Source organism: Hydrogenophaga sp. UC242_53, assembly GCF_042696965.1.
Taxonomy (GTDB): domain Bacteria; phylum Pseudomonadota; class Gammaproteobacteria; order Burkholderiales; family Burkholderiaceae_C; genus Hydrogenophaga.
The window spans coordinates 1,385,108-1,410,044 of record NZ_CP170552.1; the positions used below are offsets into that span (position 1 = coordinate 1,385,108).

The 24,937-nt window shown below is 68.9% G+C and carries 25 protein-coding genes and 2 pseudogenes; 7 read left to right on the forward strand and 20 right to left on the reverse strand.

The annotated features are described in order from the left end of the window. The first annotated feature begins 20 nt into the window (after positions 1-20). Complete coding sequence (gene ntrC / locus ACFJI0_RS07125) at positions 21-1,580, forward strand: nitrogen regulation protein NR(I) (protein WP_382323930.1); 1,560 nt, start codon at positions 21-23, stop codon at positions 1,578-1,580. A gap of 6 nt (positions 1,581-1,586) precedes the next feature. On the opposite strand, the gene xth is transcribed toward ntrC, so the two are convergent. From xth to ACFJI0_RS07140, 3 genes are all read right to left on the reverse strand, one after another. After that, positions 1,587-2,363: an exodeoxyribonuclease III gene (xth, locus tag ACFJI0_RS07130; protein ID WP_382323931.1), complete on the reverse strand. Its 777-nt coding sequence runs from the start codon at positions 2,361-2,363 to the stop codon at positions 1,587-1,589. Between the two features lie 102 nt (positions 2,364-2,465). Continuing rightward, complete coding sequence (locus tag ACFJI0_RS07135; protein WP_382323932.1) at positions 2,466-2,783, reverse strand: tetratricopeptide repeat protein; 318 nt, start codon at positions 2,781-2,783, stop codon at positions 2,466-2,468. A gap of 9 nt (positions 2,784-2,792) precedes the next feature. Further along, positions 2,793-4,235, reverse strand: coding sequence for an MFS transporter (locus ACFJI0_RS07140; protein WP_382323933.1), 1,443 nt, complete (start codon positions 4,233-4,235; stop codon positions 2,793-2,795). Positions 4,236-4,377: 142 nt separating this feature from the next. Between ACFJI0_RS07140 and ACFJI0_RS07145 the strand changes: the two genes are divergently transcribed. Further along, positions 4,378-5,037: a helix-turn-helix transcriptional regulator gene (locus tag ACFJI0_RS07145; protein WP_382323934.1), complete on the forward strand. Its 660-nt coding sequence runs from the start codon at positions 4,378-4,380 to the stop codon at positions 5,035-5,037. On the opposite strand, the gene ACFJI0_RS07150 is transcribed toward ACFJI0_RS07145, so the two are convergent. Genes ACFJI0_RS07150 through ACFJI0_RS07160 form a run of 3 tightly spaced genes read right to left on the reverse strand, consistent with a single transcriptional unit; the run spans position 5,013 to position 7,256 of the window. Continuing rightward, a complete protein-coding gene (locus ACFJI0_RS07150) occupies positions 5,013-5,522 on the reverse strand; it encodes a dihydrofolate reductase (protein ID WP_382323935.1) in 510 nt (169 codons plus the stop codon). The two genes, ACFJI0_RS07145 and ACFJI0_RS07150, sit on opposite strands and share 25 nt — an antisense overlap. After that, positions 5,465-6,421 (reverse strand): DMT family transporter, encoded by a 957-nt coding sequence (locus ACFJI0_RS07155; RefSeq protein ID WP_382323936.1) that lies wholly within the window; start codon positions 6,419-6,421, stop codon positions 5,465-5,467. The genes ACFJI0_RS07150 and ACFJI0_RS07155 overlap by 58 nt, the downstream gene beginning before the upstream one ends. Before the next feature lie 22 nt (positions 6,422-6,443). Continuing rightward, a complete protein-coding gene (locus ACFJI0_RS07160; protein ID WP_382159065.1) occupies positions 6,444-7,256 on the reverse strand; it encodes a thymidylate synthase in 813 nt (270 codons plus the stop codon). A gap of 87 nt (positions 7,257-7,343) precedes the next feature. On the opposite strand from ACFJI0_RS07160, the gene ACFJI0_RS07165 reads away from it, so the two are divergent. After that, positions 7,344-7,922 carry a LuxR C-terminal-related transcriptional regulator gene (locus ACFJI0_RS07165; RefSeq protein ID WP_382323937.1) on the forward strand — a complete coding sequence of 193 codons (579 nt, stop codon included), beginning with the start codon at positions 7,344-7,346 and terminating at the stop codon, positions 7,920-7,922. A gap of 22 nt (positions 7,923-7,944) precedes the next feature. Here ACFJI0_RS07165 and ACFJI0_RS07170 read toward each other — a convergent pair whose 3' ends face one another. From ACFJI0_RS07170 to ACFJI0_RS07220, 11 genes and pseudogenes are all read right to left on the reverse strand, one after another. Next, positions 7,945-8,475, reverse strand: a complete 531-nt coding sequence (locus tag ACFJI0_RS07170; protein WP_382159062.1) for a cupin domain-containing protein — start codon at positions 8,473-8,475, stop codon at positions 7,945-7,947. A gap of 33 nt (positions 8,476-8,508) precedes the next feature. Beyond that, positions 8,509-9,516, reverse strand: a complete 1,008-nt coding sequence (locus ACFJI0_RS07175) for an MBL fold metallo-hydrolase (RefSeq protein ID WP_382159061.1) — start codon at positions 9,514-9,516, stop codon at positions 8,509-8,511. A gap of 37 nt (positions 9,517-9,553) precedes the next feature. Beyond that, on the reverse strand, positions 9,554-10,318 hold the full coding sequence (locus ACFJI0_RS07180; RefSeq protein WP_382323938.1) for an ABC transporter permease: 765 nt from the start codon (positions 10,316-10,318) through the stop codon (positions 9,554-9,556). Next, complete coding sequence (locus ACFJI0_RS07185; RefSeq protein ID WP_382323939.1) at positions 10,315-11,091, reverse strand: ABC transporter permease; 777 nt, start codon at positions 11,089-11,091, stop codon at positions 10,315-10,317. Before ACFJI0_RS07185 ends, ACFJI0_RS07180 begins: the two co-directional genes overlap by 4 nt. A gap of 1 nt (position 11,092) precedes the next feature. Beyond that, complete coding sequence (locus ACFJI0_RS07190) at positions 11,093-11,863, reverse strand: ABC transporter ATP-binding protein (RefSeq protein WP_382159056.1); 771 nt, start codon at positions 11,861-11,863, stop codon at positions 11,093-11,095. A 5-nt stretch (positions 11,864-11,868) separates the two neighbouring features. Continuing rightward, the gene (locus ACFJI0_RS07195) at positions 11,869-12,435 is read right to left on the reverse strand and encodes an ABC transporter substrate-binding protein (protein ID WP_382325557.1); all 567 of its coding nucleotides are present in this window, start codon (positions 12,433-12,435) and stop codon (positions 11,869-11,871) included. Further along, positions 12,332-12,817: an ABC transporter substrate-binding protein gene (locus ACFJI0_RS07200; protein WP_382323941.1), complete on the reverse strand. Its 486-nt coding sequence runs from the start codon at positions 12,815-12,817 to the stop codon at positions 12,332-12,334. The genes ACFJI0_RS07195 and ACFJI0_RS07200 overlap by 104 nt, the downstream gene beginning before the upstream one ends. Before the next feature lie 35 nt (positions 12,818-12,852). Beyond that, positions 12,853-15,330, reverse strand: coding sequence for an AMP-binding protein (locus ACFJI0_RS07205; protein WP_382323943.1), 2,478 nt, complete (start codon positions 15,328-15,330; stop codon positions 12,853-12,855). Positions 15,331-15,492: 162 nt separating this feature from the next. Beyond that, complete coding sequence (locus tag ACFJI0_RS07210) at positions 15,493-16,407, reverse strand: lytic transglycosylase domain-containing protein (protein WP_382323945.1); 915 nt, start codon at positions 16,405-16,407, stop codon at positions 15,493-15,495. Then, positions 16,404-17,834: an FAD-binding oxidoreductase gene (locus ACFJI0_RS07215; RefSeq protein ID WP_382323947.1), complete on the reverse strand. Its 1,431-nt coding sequence runs from the start codon at positions 17,832-17,834 to the stop codon at positions 16,404-16,406. Before ACFJI0_RS07215 ends, ACFJI0_RS07210 begins: the two co-directional genes overlap by 4 nt. Before the next feature lie 70 nt (positions 17,835-17,904). Continuing rightward, positions 17,905-18,288 (reverse strand): annotated as a pseudogene (locus tag ACFJI0_RS07220) (DUF2069 domain-containing protein); the annotation flags it as partial. A gap of 50 nt (positions 18,289-18,338) precedes the next feature. On the opposite strand from ACFJI0_RS07220, the pseudogene ACFJI0_RS07225 reads away from it, so the two are divergent. Continuing rightward, a pseudogene (locus ACFJI0_RS07225) lies at positions 18,339-19,629 on the forward strand (YihY family inner membrane protein). 9 nt (positions 19,630-19,638) lie between these two features. Here the strand turns inward: ACFJI0_RS07225 and ACFJI0_RS07230 are convergent. Continuing rightward, on the reverse strand, positions 19,639-20,898 hold the full coding sequence (locus ACFJI0_RS07230) for a cytochrome P450 (RefSeq protein ID WP_382323949.1): 1,260 nt from the start codon (positions 20,896-20,898) through the stop codon (positions 19,639-19,641). A 127-nt stretch (positions 20,899-21,025) separates the two neighbouring features. On the opposite strand from ACFJI0_RS07230, the gene ACFJI0_RS07235 reads away from it, so the two are divergent. After that, on the forward strand, positions 21,026-21,295 hold the full coding sequence (locus ACFJI0_RS07235) for a hypothetical protein (protein ID WP_291114781.1): 270 nt from the start codon (positions 21,026-21,028) through the stop codon (positions 21,293-21,295). Here ACFJI0_RS07235 and ACFJI0_RS07240 read toward each other — a convergent pair. After that, entirely contained in the window at positions 21,288-22,184 is an 897-nt protein-coding gene (locus ACFJI0_RS07240) for a LysR substrate-binding domain-containing protein (protein ID WP_382325559.1), read from the reverse strand. The two genes, ACFJI0_RS07235 and ACFJI0_RS07240, sit on opposite strands and share 8 nt — an antisense overlap. Positions 22,185-22,281: 97 nt before the next feature. On the opposite strand from ACFJI0_RS07240, the gene ACFJI0_RS07245 reads away from it, so the two are divergent. Continuing rightward, complete coding sequence (locus ACFJI0_RS07245; protein WP_382323951.1) at positions 22,282-23,262, forward strand: Bug family tripartite tricarboxylate transporter substrate binding protein; 981 nt, start codon at positions 22,282-22,284, stop codon at positions 23,260-23,262. Between the two features lie 15 nt (positions 23,263-23,277). After that, complete coding sequence (locus ACFJI0_RS07250; protein WP_382323953.1) at positions 23,278-24,120, forward strand: alpha/beta fold hydrolase; 843 nt, start codon at positions 23,278-23,280, stop codon at positions 24,118-24,120. On the opposite strand, the gene ACFJI0_RS07255 is transcribed toward ACFJI0_RS07250, so the two are convergent. After that, positions 24,117-24,935, reverse strand: coding sequence for an alpha/beta fold hydrolase (locus ACFJI0_RS07255; protein WP_382323955.1), 819 nt, complete (start codon positions 24,933-24,935; stop codon positions 24,117-24,119). The two genes, ACFJI0_RS07250 and ACFJI0_RS07255, sit on opposite strands and share 4 nt — an antisense overlap. Between the last annotated feature and the right edge of the window lie 2 nt (positions 24,936-24,937).

Consider the following 24,937-nt stretch of genomic DNA (forward strand, 5'->3'; position numbering starts at 1 on the left):
CAAGAAGGGAAGACAACTCAATGAAGCCGATCTGGATAGTGGACGACGACCAATCGATTCGCTTCGTGCTCGAAAAGGCGCTGCTGCGCGAGAACCTGCCCACGCGCAGTTTCACCAACCCGCAGGACGTGCTCAAGGCCCTGATCGACACGCCCGAACACGAGGGCCCCCAGATCCTGGTGAGCGACATCCGCATGCCCGGCGGTTCGGGGCTGGAGCTGCTGGAGAAGGTCAAGGAAAAGCTGCCCGGCCTGCCGGTCATCATCATGACCGCGTTCTCCGACCTGGACAGTGCGGTCTCGGCCTTCCAGGGCGGTGCCTTCGAATACCTGCCCAAGCCCTTCGATCTGCCCAAGGCGGTCGAGCTGATCCGCCGTGCGGTGGACGAAAGCCTGCGCGAGGAAGTGGCCGAGGAGCGCATGAGCGCCGCGCCCGAAATGCTCGGCCAGGCGCCCGCGATGCAGGACGTGTTCCGCGCCATCGGGCGCCTGAGCCAGAGCCAGGTCACGGTGCTGATCACCGGCGAGTCGGGTTCGGGCAAGGAGCTGGTGGCGCGCGCGCTGCACAAGCATTCGCCGCGCGCGGCCGGGCCCTTCGTGGCCATCAACACCGCAGCCATCCCCAAGGACCTGCTGGAGTCGGAACTGTTCGGCCACGAGCGTGGGGCCTTCACCGGCGCGCAGACCATGCGCCGGGGCCGCTTCGAGCAGGCCGATGGCGGTACGCTGTTCCTCGACGAAATCGGCGACATGCCGTTCGACCTGCAGACGCGCCTGCTGCGCGTGCTGTCCGACGGCCACTTCTACCGCGTGGGCGGCCACAGCGCCGTGCGCGCCAACGTGCGCGTGATCGCCGCCACCCACCAGAACCTGGAGCAGCGCGTCAAGGAAGGCGTGTTCCGCGAAGACTTGTTCCACCGCCTCAACGTGATCCGCCTGCGCCTGCCCGCGCTGCGCGAGCGGCGCGAAGACGTGCCCATGCTCACGCGCTTCTTCCTGCAGCAAAGCGCCAAACAGCTGGGCGTGGAGCCCAAGCGCATTTCCGAGGCGGCCTTGAAGCTGCTCGGCGCCTTCGACTTCCCCGGCAATGTGCGCCAGCTGGAAAACGTCTGCCACTGGCTCACGGTGATGGCCCCGGCCCAGGTGATCGAACTCAAGGACCTGCCGCCCGAGGTGTTGTCCATGAGCGGTACGGCTCCCGCCGTGGCCCACCCGGCCGCCTCGGAAGCCCCGGTGGTGTCTTCCCTGCCGACCGGCCTCATGGCGCCTGCCGTGCCCGAGCCCGTCTACGCAGGCAGTTCGGCGGCCATTGCCCACGCCGAATCGGCCGTCGCCTCACCCGAGGCGGAGACCGCCCGGGCGGCGCCTCTGGCCTGGGAGAGTGGCCTGCAGGCCGAGGCCCAGGCCTTGCTCGAAGACGGCCGCACCGATGTGTGGGACGTGCTCACGCGCCGCTTCGAAACGCGCCTGATCCAGACCGCGCTGGCGAACACGCGTGGGCGCCGCATCGAGGCCGCGCACAAGCTCGGCATCGGCCGCAACACCATCACCCGCAAGATCCAGGAACTGAACCTCGAGTGAACGGGCTCAGCCCAGCGTGACCACCACCGGTGCGTGGTCGCTGGGCTGCGGGTTCTTGCGCGGCAGGCGGTCGATGTGGCAGGCCGCCACGCGGCCGCGCAGCGCCTCGCTCACCAGAATGTGGTCGATGCGCAGCCCCCGGTTCTTCTGGAAGCCCAGCATGCGGTAGTCCCACCACGAGTAGCTTTTCTCCGGTTGCTCGAACAGGCGGTAGGCGTCCGTCAATCCCAGGTCGAGCAAGGCCTGGAAATGCGCGCGCTCTTCGACCGTGTGGTGGATGGTGTCTTTCAGGCCGACGGGGTCGAACGAGTCGCGGTCTTCCGGCGCCACGTTGAAATCACCCAGCAGCACGAGGCGCTGGTGCACCTTCAGTTCTTCCTGCAGCCAGCGGTGCAGCGCCTCCAGCCAGAGCATCTTGTAGGCGAACTTGTCGGTGCCCGGTGCCTGGCCGTTGACGAAATAGCAGTTGACCAGGCGCAGCGGGCCTTCGGGCGTGTCCAGCGTCGCGGCGATCACACGCGACTGGTCGTCGGTGTGCCGGGGGATGTTGCGCACGATGTTGGTGACGGGGTTGCGGCTCAGGATCGCCACGCCGTTGTAGGTCTTCTGGCCGAAGACAGCGGCGTGGTAGCCGGCTTCCTTGAGCGCGTCGTGCGGGAACTTCTCGTCCACGAGTTTGAGTTCCTGCAGGCCCAGCGCGTCGACGGGATTGGCGGCCAGCCAGTCGAGCACCTGAGGCAGGCGCACGGAGAGGGAGTTGATGTTCCAGGTGGCGAGTTTCATGGTGGACCCATCGTGGTGGTTGATCAGCGTGTTGGTGCATGCCAGCCATGCGGCCGGAAGTGCCAAGTATGCGATGAACCGCGGCCCGACCGGGCGAGCCCGTCACCCCGGTGTGGGCCGCCGCAGGCGCTTGAGGAAGACCGTCATTTCCTTGACCGACTGGTGGTCGCCTTGCTGTTCGGCCACCACCAGGCCCTGGGTCCAGGCCGCTTCGGCCGCGTCCAGGCGGTCGAGCCGGCGGAGCGCCACACCGAGCAGTTTCCAGGCGGCCGAGTGGCGCGGGTTCTGCGCCGTCGCCTGCGTCAGATGCAGCGCCGCGGCTTCGGCGTCCTCGTCCTTGAGGCAGGCCTGGCCCAGGCCGAAGCGCAACAGGGCGTTGTCACGGCCCTCGGCCAGCATTTTCTCGAGCCGTTCGCGCATGGCGTCTCCTCATGGGTGGCTGCCCGGTGCGCGCGTGATGCGGCGGGCCAGCAGCGTCGCCAGGGCCGGCGCCAGGGCGAAGCTCGCGAACAGCCAGACCGCGGCGGCGCGCGCACCGGCCGGGCCGCCCGGGTCGCTGAGGCCCGCGGCGTTCGCCACCAGACCGGCCACCGCCGCGCCCACGGCCATGCCGTAGAGCTGGATGGTGGTGATGGCGGCCGACGCCATGCCGCCTTCCCCGGGGGGCGCGAGGTTCAGCACGCGGTTCAGCAGATGGGGCCAGCCGATGCCCACGCCGGCCCCGGCACCGGCCAGGGGCAGGCCGCAAAGCAGCAGGCGCGCGCCGGGGCTCAGGTCCGCGCCGACCGGTATCACCACCGCCAGGGCCAGCAGGCTGAGGGTGGTCAACAGCGGACCGACGCGCAGCAGCCGGGCGGCAGCGGCACCACCGCGCCCCGACGACAGCAAGGAGCCCGCGCTCCAGCCGGCCGCCATGGCCGCGGTGAGGTAACCCGCCGCCAGCGGCGTGTAGCCGTGCAGCACCTGCAGGAAGTAGGGCACGTAGATCTCGGTCGTCATGCCCACCAGCAGCAGCGCCACGATGGCGTACACCGAGCCCAGCGGCGAGCCCAGTGCCGTCGCCCCCGAAGGCAGCAGGCGCACCGCCGCCTGGCGGTCCACCGCGACGGCGGCGGCGCCCAGGGCCAGGCCACCGGCCACACCCAGGCCTTGCCACAGCAACTGCGGCGACAGGCTTCCCGCCGCGATCAGCAGCACCGAGCCGGCGAGAAGCCCCACCTGCACCAACGGCACCTCTGGTTTTTGCCCACGGCTCGGTGCGGCGCCGGGCGCGGGGCGCAGCTGCACCATCACCACCAGCGCCTGCAGCAGCGAGATCGGCAGCAGGATCCAGAACGCCGAGCGCCAGTGGCCGGCCTCGGCGAACAGCCCGCCCGCCGCCGGGCCGCACAGCGTGGCGATGCCCCACATGCCGGAGACCAGGGCCACCGCGCGCAACCACAGGGCCGGCTCGAACACCACGCGGATGAGGGCGTAGCTCAGGGCCGCCAGGGTGCCGCCGCCCAGGCCCTGCACGCTGCGGCCGATCAGCATCCCGCCCATGGAGCCGGCGCTGGCGCACACGGCCGAGCCGAGGGCGAACAGGCCCAGCGCCGCGAGGCAGGCGCCGCGGGGCCCGAGCGAGGACAGCACGCGCACCGAGAGTGCGGCGCCGATGATGGAGGCCACCACGAACAAGGTGGTGTTCCAGGCGTACCAGTCCAGTCCGCCGATGTCCTGCACCACGGAAGGCAGCACAGTGGTAACGATGTGCACGTTGATGGCGTGCAGGGCCACGCCACCGGTCAGGGCCAGTGCGAGCCAGCCGTTCTTGCCCTTGAGCAGATCGCCCCAGGAAGCCGTTGCGGGTAAAGGGGCGGTCAGGGAAGACATGCGTGATTCTCGACAGTGCGCGGTGGCGCGGTGGCGCGGTGGCGCGGTGGCGCGGTGGCGCGGTGGCGCGGTGGCGCGGTGGCGCGGTGGCGCGGTGGCGCGGTTATTATCCAAGTGATTGTTTGCATATTAGGATTGCGCCATGGTTTATGCAAGTAAAGACCTGGATATTCCGGGTGCATCGCCGACGGCGGATCGCCTTCTGTTCCTCATCAAGTCCAGGGGGCCGACCTCTACCGCCCGGCTGGCGCAGGCGCTGGGCCTGACGCCCGAAGCGGCGCGCCAGCAGGTGCAGAAACTGGTCGCGGCGGGCGTGCTCGAGGGCGTGCAGGAAGCTGCGGTCGGCGTCGGTCGGCCCCGGCAGAACTGGGCGCTGACCGAGGCCGGGCATCGTCGTTTTCCCGACACCCATGCGCAGCTGACGGTGCAGTTGATCGGCTCGGTGCGGCAGCTGTTTGGCGAGCAGGGCCTGGAGCGGCTGATCTCGCAACGCGAAGCCGATGCCCGCACGCTGTATCGGCAGCGCTGCAACGGCAAGACCATGGCGAAGCGCCTGGAGCAGCTCGCGGTGGTGCGCAGCGAAGAGGGCTACATGGCGCGCGTCGAGCGCGATGGCAAGGACTGGCTGCTGATCGAGGACCACTGCCCGATCTGCGCCGCGGCGCGCAGTTGCCAGGGCTTCTGCCGCTCGGAGCTGCTGCTGTTCCAGGACATCATCGGCGGCGACGGCCGCGTCACGCGCGAGCAGCACGTGCTCGCGGGGGCATCGCGCTGCGTCTACCGCGTCGTGGCCCGGGTGTAGCTGACGAACGCGAAGGGCAGGCCGTTGGCGGCCGTGTGGGTTTCGCGCGCGGTCTCCTGCCATTCGGGGCCGAACACGGGTGCGTGCGCATCGCCCTCGAAATCGCGTGCGATCTCGGTGACCACGGCGGTGTCGGCCAGCGGCAGGGCGGTGGCGTAGATCTGTGCGCCGCCGATCACCCAGGCGTCCGAGCCTGCGGGGCACAGCGACACGGCTTCGGGCAGCGAGTTCGCCCGGGCAGCGCCTTCGGCCTGCCAGGCGGTGTCGCGCGTGACGACGATGTTGAGTCGGCCCGGCAGCGGGCGGAATTTGGGTGGCAGCGAATCCCAGGTCTTGCGGCCCATGATCACGGGGTGGCCGAGCGTGGTGCGCTTGAAGTGCGCCATGTCCTCCGGCAGGTGCCAGGGCAGGGCGTTGTCCTTGCCGATCACGCCATTGGCGGCGCGCGCGAAGATGAGGTGCAATCGGGTGGTGGGCTGGGGCATGCGCCTATTGTGCCGCCGGCAGAGCAGGCCGGGCTGCGCCAGAGCACACTGGCGATGGCCATCATCACGAAGCCGATGGCGACCCAGTCCTGCCAGTGCGGCACCTCGCCCACGATGAAGGTCGCGCTCAGCGTGCCCACCAGCGGGATCGCCATCACGCTCATGGCGCTGGTGGCCGGCGGCAGGTTGCGCGCCATGCCGAACCAGATCAACTGCGCCACACCGTAGTTGATGCACACGCCATACAGCAGGCTGATCCACATCGGCACCGAAAAGCCCGCCAGCCGGGGCACCGGTTCCAGCGCGAGGGCCAGCGCCCCCACCACACCGCTGCCCAGCAGCAGCATCCAGACCGTGACCACCATGGGCGAGAGCGTGAGGTGGGCGCGGCGGAACTGCAGCGTGCCCACGCCCCAGCAGAAGGCGGCGCCCAGCATCCACGCGATGCCGGTGGGCCGGCCGCTCAGGCTTTGCAGCTCGTGCCACAGCAGCAGCGCGATGGCGATGCCCGCGCACACCACGGCCGTGCGCACGCGCGGCGTGATGCGCTCGCCGAAGAAGGCCGCGCCGATCAGCACCGTGAAGATCGGCATGGTGAAGCCCAGGATGGCCGCGCGGCCGGAGGCGAGTTCCTGCACGCCGAAGATCGAGAGCGTGTGCCAGCCCAGCACGTTGGGCAGGCCGAGCCAGGCGATGGCGGCCCATTCGGCGCGCGTGGGGCGCATGCGCTCGCCCCGGCGGGCGACGTAGATGAACAGGCCGAGCGCGCCCAGCATCATGGTGCTGGCGCGGAAATACAGCGGCGTGAGCTCCTGCAGCGAGAGCTTCATCATGGGCCAGTTCACGCCCCACATGAGCGTGAGGGCGAGCAGCGCCCAGAGCTGGCGGCGGGTGATCACGTGGTCCGCGGCGGGCGCGGGCTCAGACCGCCACCGGCGCCTTGATGGCGGGATGGTGCTGGTAGTCGAGGATCTCGAAGTCGTCGAGCTCGTAGTCGAAGATCGATGCGGGGCGGCGCTTGATGCGCAGCGTGGGGTAGGGGTGCGGGGCGCGCGCGAGCTGCGTCTGCACCTGCTCGTGGTGGTTGCTGTAGATGTGGCAGTCGCCGCCGGTCCAGATGAATTCGCCCACTTCCAGGTCGCACTGCTGCGCCAGCATGTGGGTGAGCAGCGCGTAGCTGGCGATGTTGAACGGCACGCCCAGGAAAATGTCGGCGCTGCGCTGGTAGAGCTGGCAGCTCAGCTTGCCGTCGGCCACGTAGAACTGGAAGAACGCGTGGCAGGGCATCAGGGCCATCTTGTCGAGGTCGGCCACGTTCCAGGCGCTCACGATGATGCGGCGCGAGTCGGGGTTGGTCTTGAGCTGCTTGACCACCTCGCTGATCTGGTCGATGTGGCGCCCGTCCGGCGCCGGCCAGTTGCGCCACTGCACGCCGTACACCGGTCCGAGGTCGCCGTCTTCGCGCGCCCACTCGTCCCAGATCGTGCAGCCGCGCTCCTGCAGCCACTTCACGTTGCTGTCCCCGCGCAGGAACCACAGCAGCTCGACGATGATGGCCTTGGTGAACACCTTCTTGGTGGTCACGAGGGGAAAACCTTCGTTGAGATCGAAGCGCATCTGGTGGCCGAACACGCTGGTGGTGCCGGTGCCGGTGCGATCGGTTTTCTGCACGCCCGTGGTGAACACGTGGCGCATGAAATCTTCGTACTGTGAGCGGATGGGGCGGTCGGTCATGGACGGAATTGTGCCTGTTTCGGCCCGGCCCCGAGGCGGCGGCGCGCCGAACCCCTGCGCCATAATGGCCCATCACCCCGACGCCCGATGACGCCCAAGACCCTGTCTGAATCCATCGCCGAGCCCGAAATGATTTTCGAGCTCGCGCCGGTCGGTCTGATGGTGACCCGCCAGCGCATCATCGAGCGCTGCAACCGGGCCATGTCGGAGATGTTCGGTTACCCGGTGAGCGCCCTGGTCGGGCAATCCACCGAGATGCTGTATCCCTCGCACGAGGAGTTCGAGCACATCGGCGAGACCTGGGTGGTCAGCATGCGGCAGAACGGCAACCACCGGGATCAGCGCATCATGCGGCACGCCAACGGGCGCATGTTCTGGTGCGCGGTGTCGGGGCGGTCCTTCACGCCGGAATCGCCCTTCGCGTCGGTGATCTGGGTGTTCGACGACATCAGCGAAGCCCGCCCGGTGAACGCGCCGCTCACCGCGCGCGAACGCGAGATCGCGGCCCGGGTCATCACCGGCCTGACCAGCAAGCAGATCGCCAAGGACCTCAACGTCAGCCACCGCACGGTGGAGGCGCACCGCATGCGCCTGATGCGCAAGCTGGACGTGAACTCCACCGGCGAGCTGATCGCGCGCATCCTGGGCATGCCGCCCTCGCCCTGAGCGGGCGGGAGGCGGGCGTTGCTCAGGCGTGCGGCGTGGCGCCGATCAGGATGGCCGCCACGATGCAGGGCTCGGTGCCGCGCACGCTCCACGAATGCATGGTCCCGCGCTGGACCAGGATGTCCCCGGCCTTGAGCAGCGTTTCGCCCGTGTCCAGGATGGCGTAGATCTCGCCCTTGAGCACCACGATGTAGTCGATGGTGCTGGTCTTGTGCCGCATCGGGTCGTCCGAATGGGCGTCGGGCGCGTGCCCCGCACCGATGGACTCGAAGGCCTTGGCCGCGTCGGCGCCCTGCCACATGGTGTCGGGCGGAAACTCCACGATGCGCAGGATGCTGCCCACCTGCGGCGGCTCCAGCTTGACCGGGCGCGCAGCGGCGTCCGCCGTGCCGGTGTTGTCGGCCGGAGCGGTGGTGGTCTCCCACAGGTCGGTCAAGGCCACGCCCGGCATGGACGCCATTTCCTTGATGTTGGGCGCGAGGCCATCCATGATGAAGGTCGAGCGACCCTGGGCGTCGTGCCCGGTCACGACGCGGCGGATTCTCCAGGCCATGTGTGTGTCTCCTTGAGGTGGTCTGAGGGGTGTTCAGTGGTTGGCGTGGTTGCAGTTGGGACCGCAGCCGATCACGTTGCCGTGCAGCTTGCGCTGGCGCTCTTCGTAGTGCGCCATCAGGCCGAACAGCTTCACGGTGTCCGGCGGCGAGGTGTCGCCGCTGAACTCCTGGTACAGGTTGTTGACGGTGACGTAGATGCGTTCGGCGTCGGTCCACGAGTTGAACTCGCGCAGCGAGATGTCGTCCACCGCCTGCTCGAGCGTCATGCCCTGGTCGTAGCGCTTGCGCGCCTCGGCCTTGACGTACTCCAGGTAGTGCTTGAGCGCGCGCACGCCCGTCTTGTCGGTGATCGGGCCATGGCCGGGCACCACCACGTCCACGTCCCAGCCGAGCATGAGGTCGCAGGCGCGGATCCAGTTGTCCACCGGGCCCGCCCAGACGATGGGGTGGCCGCCGTTGAACAGGATGTCGCCGGTGTAGACGATCTTGTCTTCGGGGATGTAGGCGAGCACGTCGCCCTTGGTGTGGGCCGGTCCGACTTCGACCAGCTTCACGGTCTTGTTGCCCACCTTGAGGTCGATCTCGCCGCTGAAGGTCTTGGTGGGCGGGGTGTAGACGATGCCGCGGAAATCGAACACGCGGCCCATGGCTTTCATGAGGAATTCGCCGCCGTCGCCCAGTTCCTTGTAGTTGCGGAAGCGGTCGATCAGGGCCTGGGGCGGGTGCGCGAGCATCTCGTCGGCGCAGGCCTGCGAGACGATGATCTCCGAGTCGGCCACCAGCTGGTTGCCGAAGTAGTGGTCGCCGTTGGCGTGGGTGTTGACCACCTGCGCGATCTCCTTGGCCTCGGGCACCGCGTTGCGCATGGCGTGCAGCATCTCGCGCGTGAGCTTGAGGTCGAACAGGGTGTCCACCAGCAGCGACTCGCCGCTGTCGGTCACCAGGCCGGCGTTGCTCCAGCCCCAGGTGCCGTCGGGCAGCAGCCACGCGTAGTTGCCATTGCCGATGTCGTGCAGTCCCTTGGTGTATTGCCATTTCATGGGTTGTCTCCTGTGGTTGAGGTGGGGGATGCCGGGTTCAGGGCGTGCGCCAGCGCAGCAGGTGCTGTTCGGCGCGTTGAAGCAGGATGTTGGACACGTAGCCGACCGCGCCGAGCACGATGATCCCGGCGTACAGGTCGGCGCTGCGGAAGGAGCGCGCGGCCAGCGTGATGTTCTGGCCCAGGCCGATGGTGCCGGCCAGCATCTCGGCCACCACCGCGAGGATGAGCGAGACCGTCAGCGCCAGCCGCAGGCCGGCGAAGATGTCGGGCAGCGCGTTGGGCAGGGCGATCTTCCAGACCATCTCCAACCGCGAGAGATGCAGGATGCGCGCCACCTCCAGCAGCCGGGGCTCGATGGTCTTGAAGCCGTGCACCGTGTTGAGCAGCACCGGCCAGAGCGAGGAGAACGCGATCGCCGTCACGATCATGCGGTCGTTCAGGCCGATCAGCAGCACGAAGACCGGGATCATGGCCGAGGCGGGCAGCGGGCGGATCAACTCCAGCGTGGGCTCCACATAGGCGCGCAGCCGGGGCGAGAGGCCGATCGCCGCGCCCAGCGCGACGCCCGCGACCGAGGCGGTCACGAAGCCCAGCACCATGCGCCGCAGGGTTTCGCGAAACGCGAGCCAGAAGTCCGCCGTGCCCATCTGGTCCCAGAGCGACTCGAAGCTGCGCAGCGGGGCCGGAAAGAACACCGGCGACACCAGTTCCAGGTGCGCGGCGAGCTGCCACAGGCCGACCAGCGCGGCGAGCACGCCCAGGCTGGCGAACCACATCAGGACACCGTGTTGTTTTTTCATGCCGATTGCTCCGCCCAGTTGCCCATGCGCCCGAACCAGCGCTGCTGCGCGCGCAACAGCGAAGCGTTGAGCGCCCAGCCGATCAGGCCGATCCAGCCGATGAAGGCGAACACGCGATCGGGCCGCATGCTCTCCTGCGCGACGATGAGCGCATAGCCCAGGCCCATCGGGTTGGCCGTGATCTCCACCGTGACCGCCACCACCAGCGACACCGCGGCCGCCAGCCGCAGGCCGACGAAGATGCGCGGCAGCGCCGCCGGCAGCACGATCTTGGTCACGCGCTCGCGCAGGCTGAAGTTGAGCATGTGCGCCACCTCCAGCAGGCGCGGCTCGATGCCGCGCACCGCGCTTTCGGTGATGATCAGCAGCGGCCAGAAACACGAGAAGGCCACGATGCTGCTCTCCATCTGGAAGCCGTAGCCGTGGATCAGCAGCGCCAGGGGAATCAGCGCCACCGAGGGAATGGGCCGCAGCGCCTCGGTGGACACCCGCATCAGCTGCGACAGGTGGCGCGAGAGGCCGAAGGCCACACCGACCAGGATGCCCGCCGTGGCCCCCACGACCAGCCCGCCGACCGCGCCGCCGAAGGTCTCCAGCGCGGCCTTGAACAGGCTGCCGTCGGCGACCACGCCCACCGCCGCGCGGAAGATCGCGATCGGGGACGACAGGCTCTCGGCCTTGAGCAGCCCGGAGCGGGCCGCGAACTCCCAGAAGATCAGGACCGCCGCCGGGAACAGCACCCCCTTGAACACGCGCGCCATGGATGCATTCATCTCAGTGCCCCGGTGGCAGGAGGTTGAACAGGCGGTGGCGGTAGGCCAGGAAGCGCGCGTCCTCCCGCGTGGTGAGCTGGTTGCGTGGCCGCTCCAGCTCGATCGTCAGCGTCTCCGACAGCCGCCCCGGGTGCTTGTCCATGGAGATCACCCGGTCGCCCAGGTAGATCGCCTCCTCCAGGTCGTGGGTGATGAACACCACCGTCACGCCGGCGTCGGCGCACAGGCGGGCCACCTCGTCCTGCAGGGTCTGGCGCGTCATCGCGTCGAGCGCGCCGAAGGGCTCGTCCATCAGCAGCACCTGCGGCGCCTGCGCCATGCAGCGAGCGATCTGCAGGCGCTGCTGCATGCCGCCGGAGAGCTGGATCGGGTAGGCGTCGGCCCGCTCGGCCAGGCCCACCCGTTCCAGCATGTCGCGGATGATGGGCGCGCGCTCGTCCTTGGGCACGCGGCGCGCCTCCAGCGCCAGCTCCACGTTGCCGGCCACGGTGCGCCAGGGCAGCAGGGCGCGCCCGTAGTCCTGGAACACCACCGCGAGCTCCGGGTCGGGCCCGTCGATCGCGCGGCCCCGGTACAGCACGCGGCCCTGGGTGGGGCTCAGCAGGCCGCCCATCAGGCGCAGCAGCGTGGTCTTGCCGCAGCCCGAGGCACCGACGATGCAGACGAACTCCTTCTCATGCACCGTGAGCGAGATGTCGTTCAGGATGTTGAGGGAACCCACGGTGAAGTCCAGCCCGGTGATGGACAGGACGGGATCGTTGGCTTGGCTCATGCGGCTCACTTGTAGATCAGCTTCGCCGGGTCGATCGGCTTCTTGAGCATGTCCTGGTCCATCATGATCTTGTTCCAGTTCTGCACCACCTCGGGCGTGATGACCGGGCGGAACTTGGGGTCGGGGAACTTGGCCTGCACTTCGGGCGGGAAGGGGATGTAGACCAGGTTGGCCTTGCGCACCACGCCCGGGTCTTTCAAGGCCATGGCCGAGGCTTCCTCGATGGCGGCGCGGAAGGCGGCGACCTGCTTGGGGTTGGCGTCGGCCCACTTGCGGCTGGCGACGTGCCAGCCCGACTGCACCTCGCCATCCAGCGCGGCGATGTAGTAGGCGACCACGCGGCCGGCCTTGGTTTCCTCGGCGCGCGAGAGGAAGGGCTGCACCGCGAGGATGCCGTCGACCTGGCCGTTGCGCAGCACGTCCACCGATTGCGCGAACGCGTTCTCGGTGAAGGTCACCTTCTTGTAGTCACCGCCGTTCTCGGCCATCCATTTGCGGAACAGCACGTGCAGGAAGGCGTTGAGGCCCGGGGTGGACACTCGCTTGCCCTCGAAGTCCTTGGCGGTCTTGATGGGGCTGTCGGGGCGGACCATGATGGCCAGCGTCTTCCATGCCCTTGGTGTAGTAGCCGCCGCCGGCCAGCACCACCAGGTCCAGGCCTTGCTCGACCGCCTGCATGGTGTTGGGCGCGGTCGGTGTGGCGATCTGCAGGCTGCCGGCCATCAGGGCCGCCGGCGTGGTGGCCGAGTTGGGCACCAGCTTCATCTCCACGTCCAGGCCATGTTTCTTGAAGAGGCCTTCGTTGGCCGCGACAAAGGCGTTGGCGAACGCGGTGGATGCCGAGAAACCGAACACGATCTTCTGGGCCCAGACGGGGGCCGCCGCCGCACTCAGCAGCGTCGCCACCGCCAGGGGGCGCACAAGGGAACGCAGGGTCGCGATAAAGGTGTGCATGGCTTGTCTCCAGATGGTTTTAGGGAAGAACGCGGTCACTGGCTTGCGTGACGGAACACCACACGGTTCTTCAGCACGCCGAGCTTCTGAATCTCCAGCTCGACGACATCGCCGTGTTTCAGGAAGCGGCCCAGTTCCAGTCCGCATCCGCTGCCGACCGTTCCCGAGCCGAAGAACTCGCCTGCGTGCAGCGTCTCGTCGCGCGAGGCGTGGACCAGCACGTCCTCGAAACGGTGGTGCATCTCGCCGCTGTTGCCACGCGACCATTCCTCGCCGTTGACGCGAGCGACCATGGTCAGGTCGTAGGGGTTGCCGACCTCGTCGGCCGTGACCAGCCAGGGGCCGAGCACGTTGCCGGTGTCGAAGTCCTTGCCCTTGGTGGGCCCGAGCGTGCCGCCCATCTCGCGCATCTGTTGGTCGCGCGCGCTCACGTCGTTGAAGATCAGGTAGCCGAAGATGTGCGAGCGCGCATCTTCCTTGCGGATGTTCTTGCCGCTCTTGCCCAGGATGGCGGCGAACTCGAGTTCGTAGTCCAGCATCTGGCAGTACGCGGGGTTGACGATGTCCGCGCCCGTGCCCACCACCGAGAAGCGGTTGCACTTGTAGTAGATCGGCTCCTCGTACCAGATCGGCGGAATCTCCACCTTGGCCGGGTCGCGCTCGCCGTCGGTGGCGCCGAACAGGTGGCGGTTCGCGCGCGCCTGGCGGAAGTGTTTCTCGAAGCACAGGAAGTCGCGCATCTGGCGCGGCTCGGGCAGTGGCGCGGCCAGCTTCACATCGGCCAGCGCGTGGGTGACGGCGGCTTTGTCCAGCAGTTGCCGGGCTTCCTTGAGCGCGGCCTCGCCGCCGTCGATCAGCGCGAGCATGTTGCGCATGGCGGGCGAGGTGGACGACGCGGTGAAGTCCACCAGGCGCTGCTCGCCCGCGAGCATGGCGCCGATGTGGCGTTGGCCGCCGGGCAGATCGAATGTGACCAGTTTCATGGGATGTGTCTCCTGTCGTTGGGGGAATCGCCCCAGGTCCCGCAGAGCGGTCTTGAGCACCTTGCCGTAGCTGTTCTTGGGCAATTCGTCGAGCAGCAGGTACTGGCGCGGGCGCTTGAAGCGCGCGATGCTGGCGAGGCAGAGCGCATCGAGCTCGCCGGTGTCCAGCGTGTGGCCGGGGCGTGGCACCACGTAGGCCAGCACCTCCTCGCCCCACTCGCCATGCGGGCGGCCGACCACGGCCACCTCGCGGATGCCGGGATGGCGCAGCAGCACCTCCTCGACCTCGCGCGGGTAGATGTTGGAGCCGCCGCTGATGATCAGGTCCTTGGATCGGTCCTTGAGCGAGAGGAAGCCATCGGCATCGAGTTCGCCGATGTCGCCGGTGTGCAGCCAGCCGTCACGCAAGGTCTGGGCCGTGGCTGCCGTGTTGCCCCAGTAGCCTGGCATCACCGGGTCGCCGCGCACCAGGATCTCCCCGGTCTCGCCGCAGGGCAGCGCGGTGCCGTCCGGCTGCGCGATACGGATCTCCACGCTGCTCTGCGCCACGCCCACCGAAGCCATGCGCTGCGCATGGCGCGGATGGCCGAGATTGGCCAGGTGTTCGCGCGACAGCGCGGTGATCGCCATCGGGCACTCACCCTGGCCGTAGATCTGCACGAAGCGCGGCCCCATCACGGCGATGGCCTGCTGGATGTCGGCCGCGTACATGGGCCCGCCGCCATAGACGATGGTCTTGATGCCGTCGCCGTCCAGGCCGCGCGCGAGCGCGCTGTCGACCAGGCGCTTGACCATGGTGGGCGCCGCGAACATCGACACATCGCGCAGCTCGCGGGCCAGCGCGAGGATCTCGTCGGGGTCGAAACCGCCGGACTCGGGGATCACATGGCGCGCGCCGGCCAGCACGTGCGGGATGTTGTAGAGGCCGGCACCGTGCGACATGGGCGCCGCATAGAGGCTCGCGTCGCCCGGCCGCACGGTGTCCACGTCGGCGAAATAGCAGAGCGTCATCGAGAGCAGGTTGCGGTGCGTCTGCATCACCCCCTTGGGGCGCCCGGTCGTGCCCGAGGTGTAGAACAGCCAGGCGATGTCGTCGGGCGCGCGGTGCACCGGTGCCATCGCATCGCTGGCGAGCAGGGACAGGTATTCGGCGCCGTTCACGTCGATGGCGGCAGCCGGGCCGGGCTGCAGGTCCGCGCTCAGATCGGCCGAGGTGAACAGGGCCCGCGCGCCGCTGTCGGCCAGGATGTACTCGACTTCGCGCGCATGCAGCTTGTGGTTGATCGGCACCACCACCAGCCCGGCGGACCAGGCACCGTACAGCACCTCCAGGTACTGCGGGCAGTTGTGCAGCAGCAGGGCGACGCGCTCGCCGGGCCGCAGGCCCAGGTGCTGCGACAGGCCGGTGCCGAGCGCCCCGGCCCGGCGGGCCAGTTCGCGGTAGTCGCAGCACACGCGCGCACCCAGCAGCACGGCATCCCGGTCGGGGAAGGTTCGGGCCGAACGCACGAGCAACTGCGCGATGTTCATGAAACTTCGTCTCCTGTGACCATGCCCGGGTGCCGTGGCGCATGGCTTGTGATTCGAAAATTCTAGGAACGCGCCTCTGCGCCTGATAGTCGTAGGACTACCTCATGGGGTTACTACTGATTCGAGCGCGCGCCGCGCGCGCGTGGCCTGCCGGGCCGCCGCTCAGGGGCGCACGGAGGTGATGCCGGGCATGGCCGGCGACGGCGCGGTGATGCGCTCGTCGAAGGGGTGCTGCTGCAGGGCGAAGATCTGCTGGATGCGCTTGATGTAGCCCTGCGTTTCGGGGAACGGCGGCACGCCACGGTAGCGCTCCACCGTGCCTTCGCCCGCGTTGTAGGCGGCCAGCACCAGGGGCACGTTGCCCTTGAAGTAGGCCAGCAGCCACTGCAGGTAGGACAGGCCGCCGCGGATGTTCTGCTCGGCGTCGAAAGGCTTGTTCACGCGGAAGCGTGCGGCGGTCTCGGGAATGAGTTGCATCAGGCCCTGGGCGTTCTTGTCCGACAGGGCGTGCACGTTGAAATTGGACTCGGCCTTGATCACGGCGAAGGCCAGGCCGGGCTCGATGCCGAACTGCGGCGCGAGCTTGTAGACGATCTTCATGATGCGCTGCTGCTCGGGCGTGTTGACCCAGTCGCGGTAGCGCGTGACCACCGCATCGGCCTCGGCGGTCAGCCGCTCCTGCTCGGCGCGCTGCTGTTCGGCCCGTTCGGCCTGCAGCACGCACTCGGGTTTGTCCGCCGGTGTGTCCAGTCGCTTGAACATCGCCTCGGCCTGGGCATCGCCCAGCAGGGCCGCGCGCGCGAACCAGTGCGCGGCGTAGCCGTCGTGGCGCGGCGTGCCCCGGCCGTTGGCGTAGAGCCAACCCAGGTTGTAGGCCGAGACCGCGTCCCCCGCGAGTGCGGCGCGGCAGTAGAGCGCGATCGCCGCATTGGTGTCGCGCGCCACGCCTTCCCCGTGTTCGTACGCCAGCGCCTGCTCGCGCCAGGCCTGGCGCTGGTTCGCCTCGACCGCGTGCGCCCAACCCGTGGCGGCGAGCGCGCACACGAGCAAGAGGCGGGCGGGACGGCGGAGATTCATGGGTGGGTGAGCACGCGGCCAGGGTTCATGAGGTGGTGAGGATCGAGCGCCTGCTTGATGGCGCGCATCAGGCCCAGGGCAACCGGGTCCTTGTAGTGGGGCAGGTGGGCGGCCTTGAGGCTGCCCACGCCGTGTTCGGCGCTGATCGATCCATCGTAGCGCGCCACCGCATCGAAAACCAGGGTGTTCACGCGCGTTTCCTGCTCATTCAGGAACTTTTTGGCATCTCCGTCGGCCGGCGCCTGCACGTTGTAGTGCAGGTTGCCGTCGCCCAGATGGCGAAAATTCACCAGCCGCACGCCGGGGATCTCGCGCTGCAGCAAGGCGTCGGTCTCGGCGCAGAAGGCGGGAATGCGCGAAACCGGGATGCTGATGTCGTGTTTGATGTTCAGGCCCTCTTCGGCCTGGGCCAGTGGAATGCTCTCGCGGATGTGCCACAGGCCACGCGCCTGCGAGAGGCTCTCGGCCACCACCGCGTCGCTCACCAGGCCTTGCTCGAAGGCGGTTTCGAGCAGGCGCTCGAACTGCCCGCGCGCATGCTCTTCCGATTCGCTGTCGCTGTTCTCCAGCAGCACGCAGTAGGGGCTGTCCGCCCACAGCGGCACGCGCAGGGCGGGAAAGTGCTTGTCCACCAGGCCCAGGGCGAACTGGCCCATCACCTCGAAGCCGGTCAGGCCCGCGCCCAGGTGCTGGTGCGCCAGGCCCAGCAGCGCCACGGCGGCGTCCAGCGTGGGCACGGCGGCCCAGGCGGTGAGCTGCGCGGCGGGCAGCGGGTAGAGCTTGAGCGTGGCGGCGGTGATCACGCCCAGCGTGCCCTCGCTGCCGATGAAGAGGTCGCGCAGGTCGTAGCCGGTGTTGTCCTTGCGCAGGCCGGTGAGGCCGTGCCACACCTCGCCCTGCGCCGTCACCACCTCCAGGCCCAGGCAGAGTTCGCGCGCGTTGCCGTAGCGCACCACCTGTGTGCCGCCCGCGTTGGTGGCCAGGTTGCCGCCGATCGTGCAGCTGCCCTCGGCCGCCAGGCTCAGGGGAAACAGGAAGCCGGCGTTCTCGGCCGCGTCCTGCAGCGACTGCAGCACGCAGCCGGCTTCCACCGTCATCGTGAGGTTGGCGCCGTCGATGGCGCGCACGGCGTTCATGCGCGTGAGGCTCAGCACCACCTGGGTGCCGGAATCGTCGGGCACCGAGCCCACCACCAGGCCGGTGTTGCCGCCCTGGGGCACGATGGCCGCCCCGGCCTGGGCGCAGGCGCGCACCACGGCGGCCACCTCGGCGGTGCTTCCCGGGCGCACCACGGCCAGCGCGCGGCCCTGCGCGCGCTTGCGCCAGTCGTTTTCCCAGGCGGAGAGGTCGGCGGCGGGGTCTTCGTGGGTCAGCACCTGGGCCGGCCCCACGGCCGCGCGCAGCGCTTGCAGCAGATCGGCGCTCATGGTTTGCGCAGCGCGGGATTCGGCCGCGGCGGTGGAGCTGCGCAACGTCGGCGGCCACGGCTTCCTTGCCGGCGGCGCGCAGGCGCATGCGCACGTGCAGCGCGCAGGCCGCGAAGAGGGCGATGCACAGCAGCACCTGCAGCCAGGCCAGCCACATCGAGGTGCCCGACTCGCTGGTGGCGCGCACCGCGCCTTCGGTGAAATACAGCCACACCAGCAGGCTGACCCAGCGGTAGGTGTACATGCGGTTTTTCAGCAGACCGGCCAGCGGCACGGTCAGCGGCAGCACCTTGATGGCCCACCAGGAGCCGCCTTCGCGCAGCGGCGCGAGCCACAGTTCCCAGGCCAGGCCGAGCACGATCAGGCCCAGCAGGCTGCCCACGGCGAGCCAGCGGGTGCCGCGCACGGCGGAAGGGGTGTCCAGGGCGCTGGAGGGCGAGGGGGATGAGGGCATGGGGGAGGGTGGGAAAGCGGGGGCGGGAGGGCAGGTGGCATGATACCGGGATGACCCTGAAAGAGCGCCTGCGGGCCCTTGAAACCCTGGCGCGCGCGCTGTGGCGCGACGCCCTGAATTTTCCGTGGCGCACCACGGCGCTGACGCTGCGCGAGCGCTTCCGGGAAGACCGGCTGGGCATCACCGCCAGTTCGCTGACCTTCACCACCACCATCTCGCTGGTGCCGCTGTTCACCGTCGCGCTGGCGATCTTCAGCGCCTTCCCGATGTTCGACCGCCTGCAGGTCACCCTGCAGCGCTGGCTGGTGCAAAGCCTGGTGCCGCCCGACATCGCCAAGCAGGTGTTCAGCTACCTCAACCAGTTCGCCAACAAGGCCGGGCAGATGGGCTGGGCCGGCGCGCTGGTGCTGCTGGTGACCGCGCTGGCCCTGATCCTGACCATCGACCGCAAGCTCAACGACATCTGGCGTGTGCGCCAGCCGCGTTCGCTGACCCAGCGCGTGCTGGTGTACTGGGCCGTGCTCACCCTGGGCCCGCTGCTGCTGGCGGGCAGCCTGGCGGCCACCTCCTACGCCGTCACGGCCTCGCGCGGCGTGGTCTCGGGCCTGCCTGGCGGCGTGCGTTTCCTGCTGGATGCCGTGCAGTTCGCGCTGCTCACCGGCGGCCTGGCCGCGCTCTACCGCTACGTGCCCAACACCCGGGTGCGCTGGAGCCATGCGCTTTCGGGCGCCCTGTTCGTGGGCGTGGGGCTGGAGCTGGCGCAAGAAGGTGCTGGCCTGGTACCTGGCCCAGGTGCCCACCTACTCGGTGGTCTACGGCACCTTCGCCACCGTGCCCATCCTGCTGGTGTGGTTCTACGTCGCCTGGGTGATCGTGCTGCTGGGGGCGGTGGTCGCGGCCTACCTGCCCAGCCTGCTCTCGGGCATCGCGCGGCGCAGCGACACGCCGGGCTGGAGCTTCCAGCTCGCGCTGGAATTGCTGGAACAGCTGCACACGGCGCGCGACAGCGCGCCCAAGGGCCTGAGCCTGGAGGCCCTGGCCCAGGTGCTGCGGGTGGACGCGCTGCAGCTCGAAGAGCCGGTGGCCGTGATGGTCAAGCTGGACTGGCTGGGCCGGCTCGACGAGGACGGCGAGCGCTACGTGCTGCTGATCGACCCGGCCATGACGCCGGTGGCCCCGCTGGTGGAGCGGCTGCTGCTCGCGCACCAGCCGCACACCGCGCGCTTCTGGTCCGAGAGCCGCTGGATGGACCTCTCGGTGGCGCAGGCCGTCTCGACCACACCGGCCCTGGCCGGCGGCTCGAGCGAGGCCGTGGGGGAGGCTTCGGTCGCGTCGGGGTGACGCCCGCGCTCAATCGATGGCGAACGGCGCGCGCAGAAAGCCGCGAAAGCGTGCTCGGCCGCCGCGCGTGGGCTCCTCGATGAGACGGTAGCCCGGGAAGCGCCGCAGGAAGCGGCCGATGGCGATGCGCCCCTCCAGCCGCGCCAGGCTCAGGCCGGCGCACTGGTGGATGCCGAAGCCGAAGGCCAGGTGCTTGTTGCCTTCGCGCGCCAGGTTCAGCACCTCGGGGTCGGCGAACTGCGCCGGGTCGCGGTTGGCCGCGCCGATGCACAGCGTCACCAGCGTGCCGGCCGGCAGGTCCACGCCGCCGACCTGGGTGTCCTGGATCGCGCGCCGGTTGCCGAGCTGGTTGGACGACTCGAAGCGCAGGAATTCATCGACCGCGCGGCCGAGCACGGCTTCCTCGGCGGCGGCGTCGCCCGCCGTGGCCTGCAAATCGCGCAGCAGGCCGGCACGGGCCTCGGGAAACTCCTGCAGCGAGATCAGGCCGTTGCCGATCAGGTTGGTGGTGGTTTCGTGGCCGGCGTTGAGCAGGAAGATGCAGTTCTGCAGCAGCTCCACCTCGCTGAGCTGTTCGCCGCTGGCCTCGCCCTGGATCAGGCGGGTGAGCACGTCGCGCTCCGGGTCGCCCGGGCGCTGGCGGCGCGCGGCCACCAGGCTGCGCAGGTAGGCGGTCATCTCGGTCACGGCCTGGTTGCCGCTGGCCTGCTGCTGGGGCGTGAGCGTGGGTTCCAGCGCGCCCAGGATGGCGAGCGACCAGGCGCGCAGCGGGCCCCGGTCTTCGTGCGGCACGTCGAGCAGGTTGCCGATGATCTCCACCGGGATGGCCGAGGCGAAGTCCTCGATCAGGTCACCCCCGCGGCGCGCGTCCAGCTCGTCGAGCAACTGGTCCACCAGCGCGATGAGGCCCGGCTCCATCTCGGCGATGGCGCGGCGCGTGAGCGCGCCCATGATGAGCCGGCGCACGCGCGTGTGCAGCGGCGGGTCGTTGAACACCAGGCTGGTGGTGTGGTGCTCGAACAGGGCCGAATTCGCGCCGTACTTGGGCGCGAACTCCACGTGCTTGTCGGAGCTGAAGGCCTGCGCATCGCGGTACACCGCCATCAGGTCGGCGCAGCGGGTGAGGAACACCGAGCCGTCGGGCATGCGGCGCACCGGCTGGCTCTCGCGCAGCGCGGCATAGACCGGGTAGGGGTTGGCCAGAAAGTCGGCGGGCAGGGCGCGCAGGTCGAAGTGGGCGGCGATCTCCTGCGCGCGCGCAGCGGTCATGGGCGGTGTGATCGGAGGCGTCATGGTTCGCGCATTGTGGCAGCGCGAAAGCATGGACGAAATGGGCTTGCAATCGCGAGGCGGCGGCGTAGCATGGGTCGCGCCCTTGTCCACCTGAGGAGTTGCCATGTTCCAGCGTCCCCTGCGCGGCGTGCTGATCGCTGCGATCCTGCTCTTCGTGCTGGTCGTTGCCCTGCTCGCGGCGCTGCCGCTGCGGCCGGCCTCGGCCCAGTCCAAAAACATCATGGAGGCGCCGGCCTGCCAGTGTTCGGCACCGACGTCCGTGGTGGCGGGCGGCACCCGCCTCGTGCACTGCGTCTGCGGCGGCATGTCCTGCGTGATGAGCGTGCCGCCCAGCAGCGGCAAGGACACCGGCCAACTGCAGTGCGTCAAGTAGCCGGCGCGTCCTTTCCCGCGGCCTCCTGCAGCAGCCAGTCGCGGAAGGTCGCCAGAGGCGGCAGGCGGTTCTTGCCCTCGGGGTAGGTGAGGTAGTAGCCGGCCTCGCCCACCATGTCCTTGGAAAAGGGGGCCGCCACGAGCCCTGCGTCGATGTCGTCCTGAACCACGCAACGGGGTACCAGGCCCAGGCCCATGCCCGCCATCACCGCGCGCACGATGGAGGTCACCTGATCGAGCTTGGGGCCTTGCATGAGCGCCGGGTGAGAGACGCCGTGCAGCTCACACCACCGCGGCCAGGCACCCGGTTCGGCGGGATGCTGAAGCAGGGCGTGCAGGGTGATGTCGCGCGGCCTGCGCAGGCGCGACGAGGCCGGCAGGCGCGGCGGGGCGATGACCACGTACTCATGGCCGGCGATGTAGTGGGAGCTTGCTCCAGGCCAGGTGCCGTTGCCATAGAGAAGCGCGCAGTCCAGATCGGGGTCGGGGGATGCGCCTCGGTTGAAGGGCACGAAATTCAGGAATACCTCAGGATGCTGTGCCAGGAACCGGGGCAGGCGGGGGATCAGCCATTTCGCCCCGAATGTCGGGGTGCTCATCACGTTCAGAACACCCCCGCGCCCTCGCAGCGTCATGACGCCCAGCGTCGCCTGCTCCAGTTGTCCGAGTGCCGCATCCACCCCCGGCAGGTAGCGATGCCCCGCAGGAGAAAGGTGAAGGCGCCCTCGAATCCGGTCGAACAGGGCCACCCCCAGCGAGGCCTCCAGCTCCAGGAGCTTCTTGCTCACGGCACCTTGCGTGAGGTGGAGTTCCCTCGCGGCGGCCGAGATGGATCCGTGGCGGGCGGTGGCGGAAAACGCTTGCAGCAAGTGAAGGGCTGGCAGCCTCATGGTATTTCCATAGGGAATGGGTGCATGCGGATTATTCGATTTACCGCCATGGGCCGCAAGAACAGAATTCTTCCAGCACAACGATGGAGACACGACCATGAAGACCCTTCACCGATGGACCCTGGCCATCGCGGCCCTGCTGGGGGCAACCGTCACTGCCCTGGCCGATCCGGGCTATCCCAACCGGCCCGTCACCCTGTTGGTCGCGTATCCGGCCGGTGGTTCCACCGACACGGTGGCCCGGAAGTGGGGCGAAGAGCTTGCCAAACAGCTTGGGCAACCGGTGGTGGTCGAGAACATGGGGGGCGCGGGCGGCATGATCGGCGCGAAGCGGGTGGCGCAGGCCGCGCCCGATGGCTACACGCTCTTGCTGGGGGCGGTGAACGAGGTGGTGCTGAGCCCCTTGACCAACCGAAATCCGCCCTACAAGACCGCCAGCTTCAAGACCGTGGGCATCCTGGGCGCCTCTCCGGTCGTGCTGTTGACCGGCAAATCCAAACCGCACCGATCGCTGAAGGACATCGCCCAGGCCAGCGCACCCGGCAAGGCCAGCCTGACGTATGGCACGCCGGGTCGAGGCACCTTTCAGCACATCGTGATGCACTCGCTGGCGTCTCGGCTGAAGTCGGACTTGCTGCACGTTCCCTACAAGGGGGGCGCGCCCTTCATCGCGGACCTCATCGGTGGCCAGATCGACCTGATCCTGCTGCCCACGGTCACGGCGGTGCCGCAGTTGTCGAGCGGCCAGATGCAGGCGGTGGCGGTGTCCTCGTCTTCGAGGATGGACCTGGCTCCGACGGTCCCCACTTTTGCCGAGAGCATGCCCGAGCTTCGTGATGTCGATTTCTCGATCTGGGTGGGCCTTTTTGCGCCGCAGGGCACGCCACAGGCGGTGGCCGAGCGCCTCAACCAGGCGCTGCGCGAGGCGCATCGCTCGGAGTCGATCCAGTCGTTCGTTCGCGCCAGCGGCATGGCGGTGCCCGCCGCTGGCCTGGATTTCGCCGGGGCGCAGCGTTTTCTCGATGCCGAGGAGCGCAAGTACCGGGCGATCGTGCCAGGCATGAAGCTGGAAGACTGAAGGGGGTCCGTTGCCATGAGCTTCGTCCAGGCCCAGGGTTGCCGCATCTACCATGAGCGCCACGGTCAGGGACCGGCGCTGGTCTTCTGCCATGGCGCGGGGTCCAATGCCGCGACCTGGTGGCAGCAGATTCCTTTTTTCTCGAGCCGTTTCACCTGCCTGACCCTGGACTGCCGCGGTTTCGGCCGGTCGCTGGCACGCCCCGACTCCCTGACATGGGACGCGCTCACCAGGGATCTTCTGGCGGTGCTCGACGCCGAGCGCATCGATCGCGCGGCCCTGGTCTGCCAGTCGTTGAGCGGGGGCGTGGGGCTGCGCCTTGCGCTGGCGCACCCCGATCGCGTGTGGGCCCTGGTCTCGAGCGGTTCGCCGCTGGGCATCGATGCGCCCGAGGTGCTGGCGTGCGTCGAACGTTACCTGGGCACGTCGGACAGCCGGCAGGTCGAGCAACGCGCATTGGCGCCCGCATTCCGCGCATCGGAGGCGGCCCTGGCCTTCCTGTACCAGCAGATCAACGCCTTCAACCCACTGGTGTCCGGCGACATGACGGCCGAGCTCAAGCGCCGGCTGCAGGCCTTGAACCACCCGGATGCCCTGATCGGATGCGAGCGCCTCGCAGAAGTCGCCTGCCCCGTGCTCCTGGTCTCGGGGGTGCACGATCCCTTGGTGCCCCCGGAACTTGCCCGGTCGATCGCGGCGCTTTTCCCGAACGCGCGGGCCATCGAGATGAACGCCTGTGGGCATTCGCCGTACTTCGAACGCCCTGCGGAGTTCAACGCACAGGTGGGCCGCTTTCTGCGGTCGTGCCTGGGTGGGGCGCCTGCCGACCCGGTGGCCGAAACGGGCGCCTGTTCTTAAACCCGGAGGAAATCGCGGATCGCGAACAGCGTGGCGTCGGGCGTCTCGGTCATCTGGTGGTGGCCCACCGGCAGCGTGGCAATGCTCACCGCCTTGCCGGCCGCGCGCGCGGCCTGCACCAGCACCTGCGCGGCCTTGGGGTTGGTCATCTGGTCCAGCCCGCCGAGCACGAACAGCACCGGGCAACTGATCTGCGCGATGGCCGCTTCGCCGCGGGCATAGCGGTCGCAGGCCACGAAGCCACGGTGGAACACGTTGACCTGAGGGTTGCTGCGCAGCACGCGCCGACCCAGCGCCATGCTGGAGCCGTAGACCCAGGTGCCCGGGCCGAGCGCCGAGGGCGGCGCGGCCAGGGTGCTGCGGCTGAACACGTTCACCATCGTGAGCGCCTTCTCCGGCTCGTTGAGCGAGGCTTCGATCAGCGCGGGCGAAACCTTCATGGGGTAGGCCGTGCCCACCAGCACCAGGTGGCTCACGCGCTCCTTCAGGCGCGCGGCCGATTCGAGCGCGATCAGCGAGCCCCAGCTGTGGCCCACCAGCGCGGCCTTCTGCACGCCGGCGGCGTCGAGCAGGGCGGCCACGAAGCCAGCCGCGTCTTCCACCGAGGCGGGGGCCTCGCCCTCGCTCTTGCAGTGGCCGGGCAGGTCCACCGCGAGCACGTTCCAGCCGTGGTGGGCCAGGTAGCGGCTCTGCAGGATCCAGACGCTGTGGTCGTTGATCACGCCGTGGAGGAACACCACGGTGGGCTTGGCGGCATCGAAAGGCTTGCCGCCGGTGTAGCAGTAGGTGCTGGCGCCGTTGACTTGCAGGTACATGG

Coding starts and splice junctions, on each gene's coding strand:
- ACFJI0_RS07210 (WP_382323945.1), bottom strand. CDS start 16,407: ATGAATCTCCGCCGTCCCGCCCGCCTCTTGCTCGTGTGCGCGCTCGCC.
- ACFJI0_RS07250 (WP_382323953.1), top strand. CDS start 23,278: ATGAGCTTCGTCCAGGCCCAGGGTTGCCGCATCTACCATGAGCGCCAC.
- ACFJI0_RS07165 (WP_382323937.1), top strand. CDS start 7,344: ATGACGCCCAAGACCCTGTCTGAATCCATCGCCGAGCCCGAAATGATT.
- ACFJI0_RS07150 (WP_382323935.1), bottom strand. CDS start 5,522: ATGCCCCAGCCCACCACCCGATTGCACCTCATCTTCGCGCGCGCCGCC.
- ACFJI0_RS07245 (WP_382323951.1), top strand. CDS start 22,282: ATGAAGACCCTTCACCGATGGACCCTGGCCATCGCGGCCCTGCTGGGG.
- ACFJI0_RS07135 (WP_382323932.1), bottom strand. CDS start 2,783: ATGCGCGAACGGCTCGAGAAAATGCTGGCCGAGGGCCGTGACAACGCC.
- ACFJI0_RS07180 (WP_382323938.1), bottom strand. CDS start 10,318: ATGAAAAAACAACACGGTGTCCTGATGTGGTTCGCCAGCCTGGGCGTG.
- ACFJI0_RS07185 (WP_382323939.1), bottom strand. CDS start 11,091: ATGAATGCATCCATGGCGCGCGTGTTCAAGGGGGTGCTGTTCCCGGCG.
- xth (WP_382323931.1), bottom strand. CDS start 2,363: ATGAAACTCGCCACCTGGAACATCAACTCCCTCTCCGTGCGCCTGCCT.
- ACFJI0_RS07190 (WP_382159056.1), bottom strand. CDS start 11,863: ATGAGCCAAGCCAACGATCCCGTCCTGTCCATCACCGGGCTGGACTTC.
- ACFJI0_RS07255 (WP_382323955.1), bottom strand. CDS start 24,935: ATGTACCTGCAAGTCAACGGCGCCAGCACCTACTGCTACACCGGCGGC.
- ACFJI0_RS07215 (WP_382323947.1), bottom strand. CDS start 17,834: ATGAGCGCCGATCTGCTGCAAGCGCTGCGCGCGGCCGTGGGGCCGGCC.
- ACFJI0_RS07140 (WP_382323933.1), bottom strand. CDS start 4,235: ATGTCTTCCCTGACCGCCCCTTTACCCGCAACGGCTTCCTGGGGCGAT.
- ACFJI0_RS07235 (WP_291114781.1), top strand. CDS start 21,026: ATGTTCCAGCGTCCCCTGCGCGGCGTGCTGATCGCTGCGATCCTGCTC.
- ACFJI0_RS07160 (WP_382159065.1), bottom strand. CDS start 7,256: ATGACCGACCGCCCCATCCGCTCACAGTACGAAGATTTCATGCGCCAC.
- ACFJI0_RS07230 (WP_382323949.1), bottom strand. CDS start 20,898: ATGACCGCTGCGCGCGCGCAGGAGATCGCCGCCCACTTCGACCTGCGC.
- ntrC (WP_382323930.1), top strand. CDS start 21: ATGAAGCCGATCTGGATAGTGGACGACGACCAATCGATTCGCTTCGTG.
- ACFJI0_RS07205 (WP_382323943.1), bottom strand. CDS start 15,330: ATGAACATCGCGCAGTTGCTCGTGCGTTCGGCCCGAACCTTCCCCGAC.
- ACFJI0_RS07200 (WP_382323941.1), bottom strand. CDS start 12,817: ATGCACACCTTTATCGCGACCCTGCGTTCCCTTGTGCGCCCCCTGGCG.
- ACFJI0_RS07170 (WP_382159062.1), bottom strand. CDS start 8,475: ATGGCCTGGAGAATCCGCCGCGTCGTGACCGGGCACGACGCCCAGGGT.
- ACFJI0_RS07175 (WP_382159061.1), bottom strand. CDS start 9,516: ATGAAATGGCAATACACCAAGGGACTGCACGACATCGGCAATGGCAAC.
- ACFJI0_RS07240 (WP_382325559.1), bottom strand. CDS start 22,184: ATGAGGCTGCCAGCCCTTCACTTGCTGCAAGCGTTTTCCGCCACCGCC.
- ACFJI0_RS07145 (WP_382323934.1), top strand. CDS start 4,378: ATGGTTTATGCAAGTAAAGACCTGGATATTCCGGGTGCATCGCCGACG.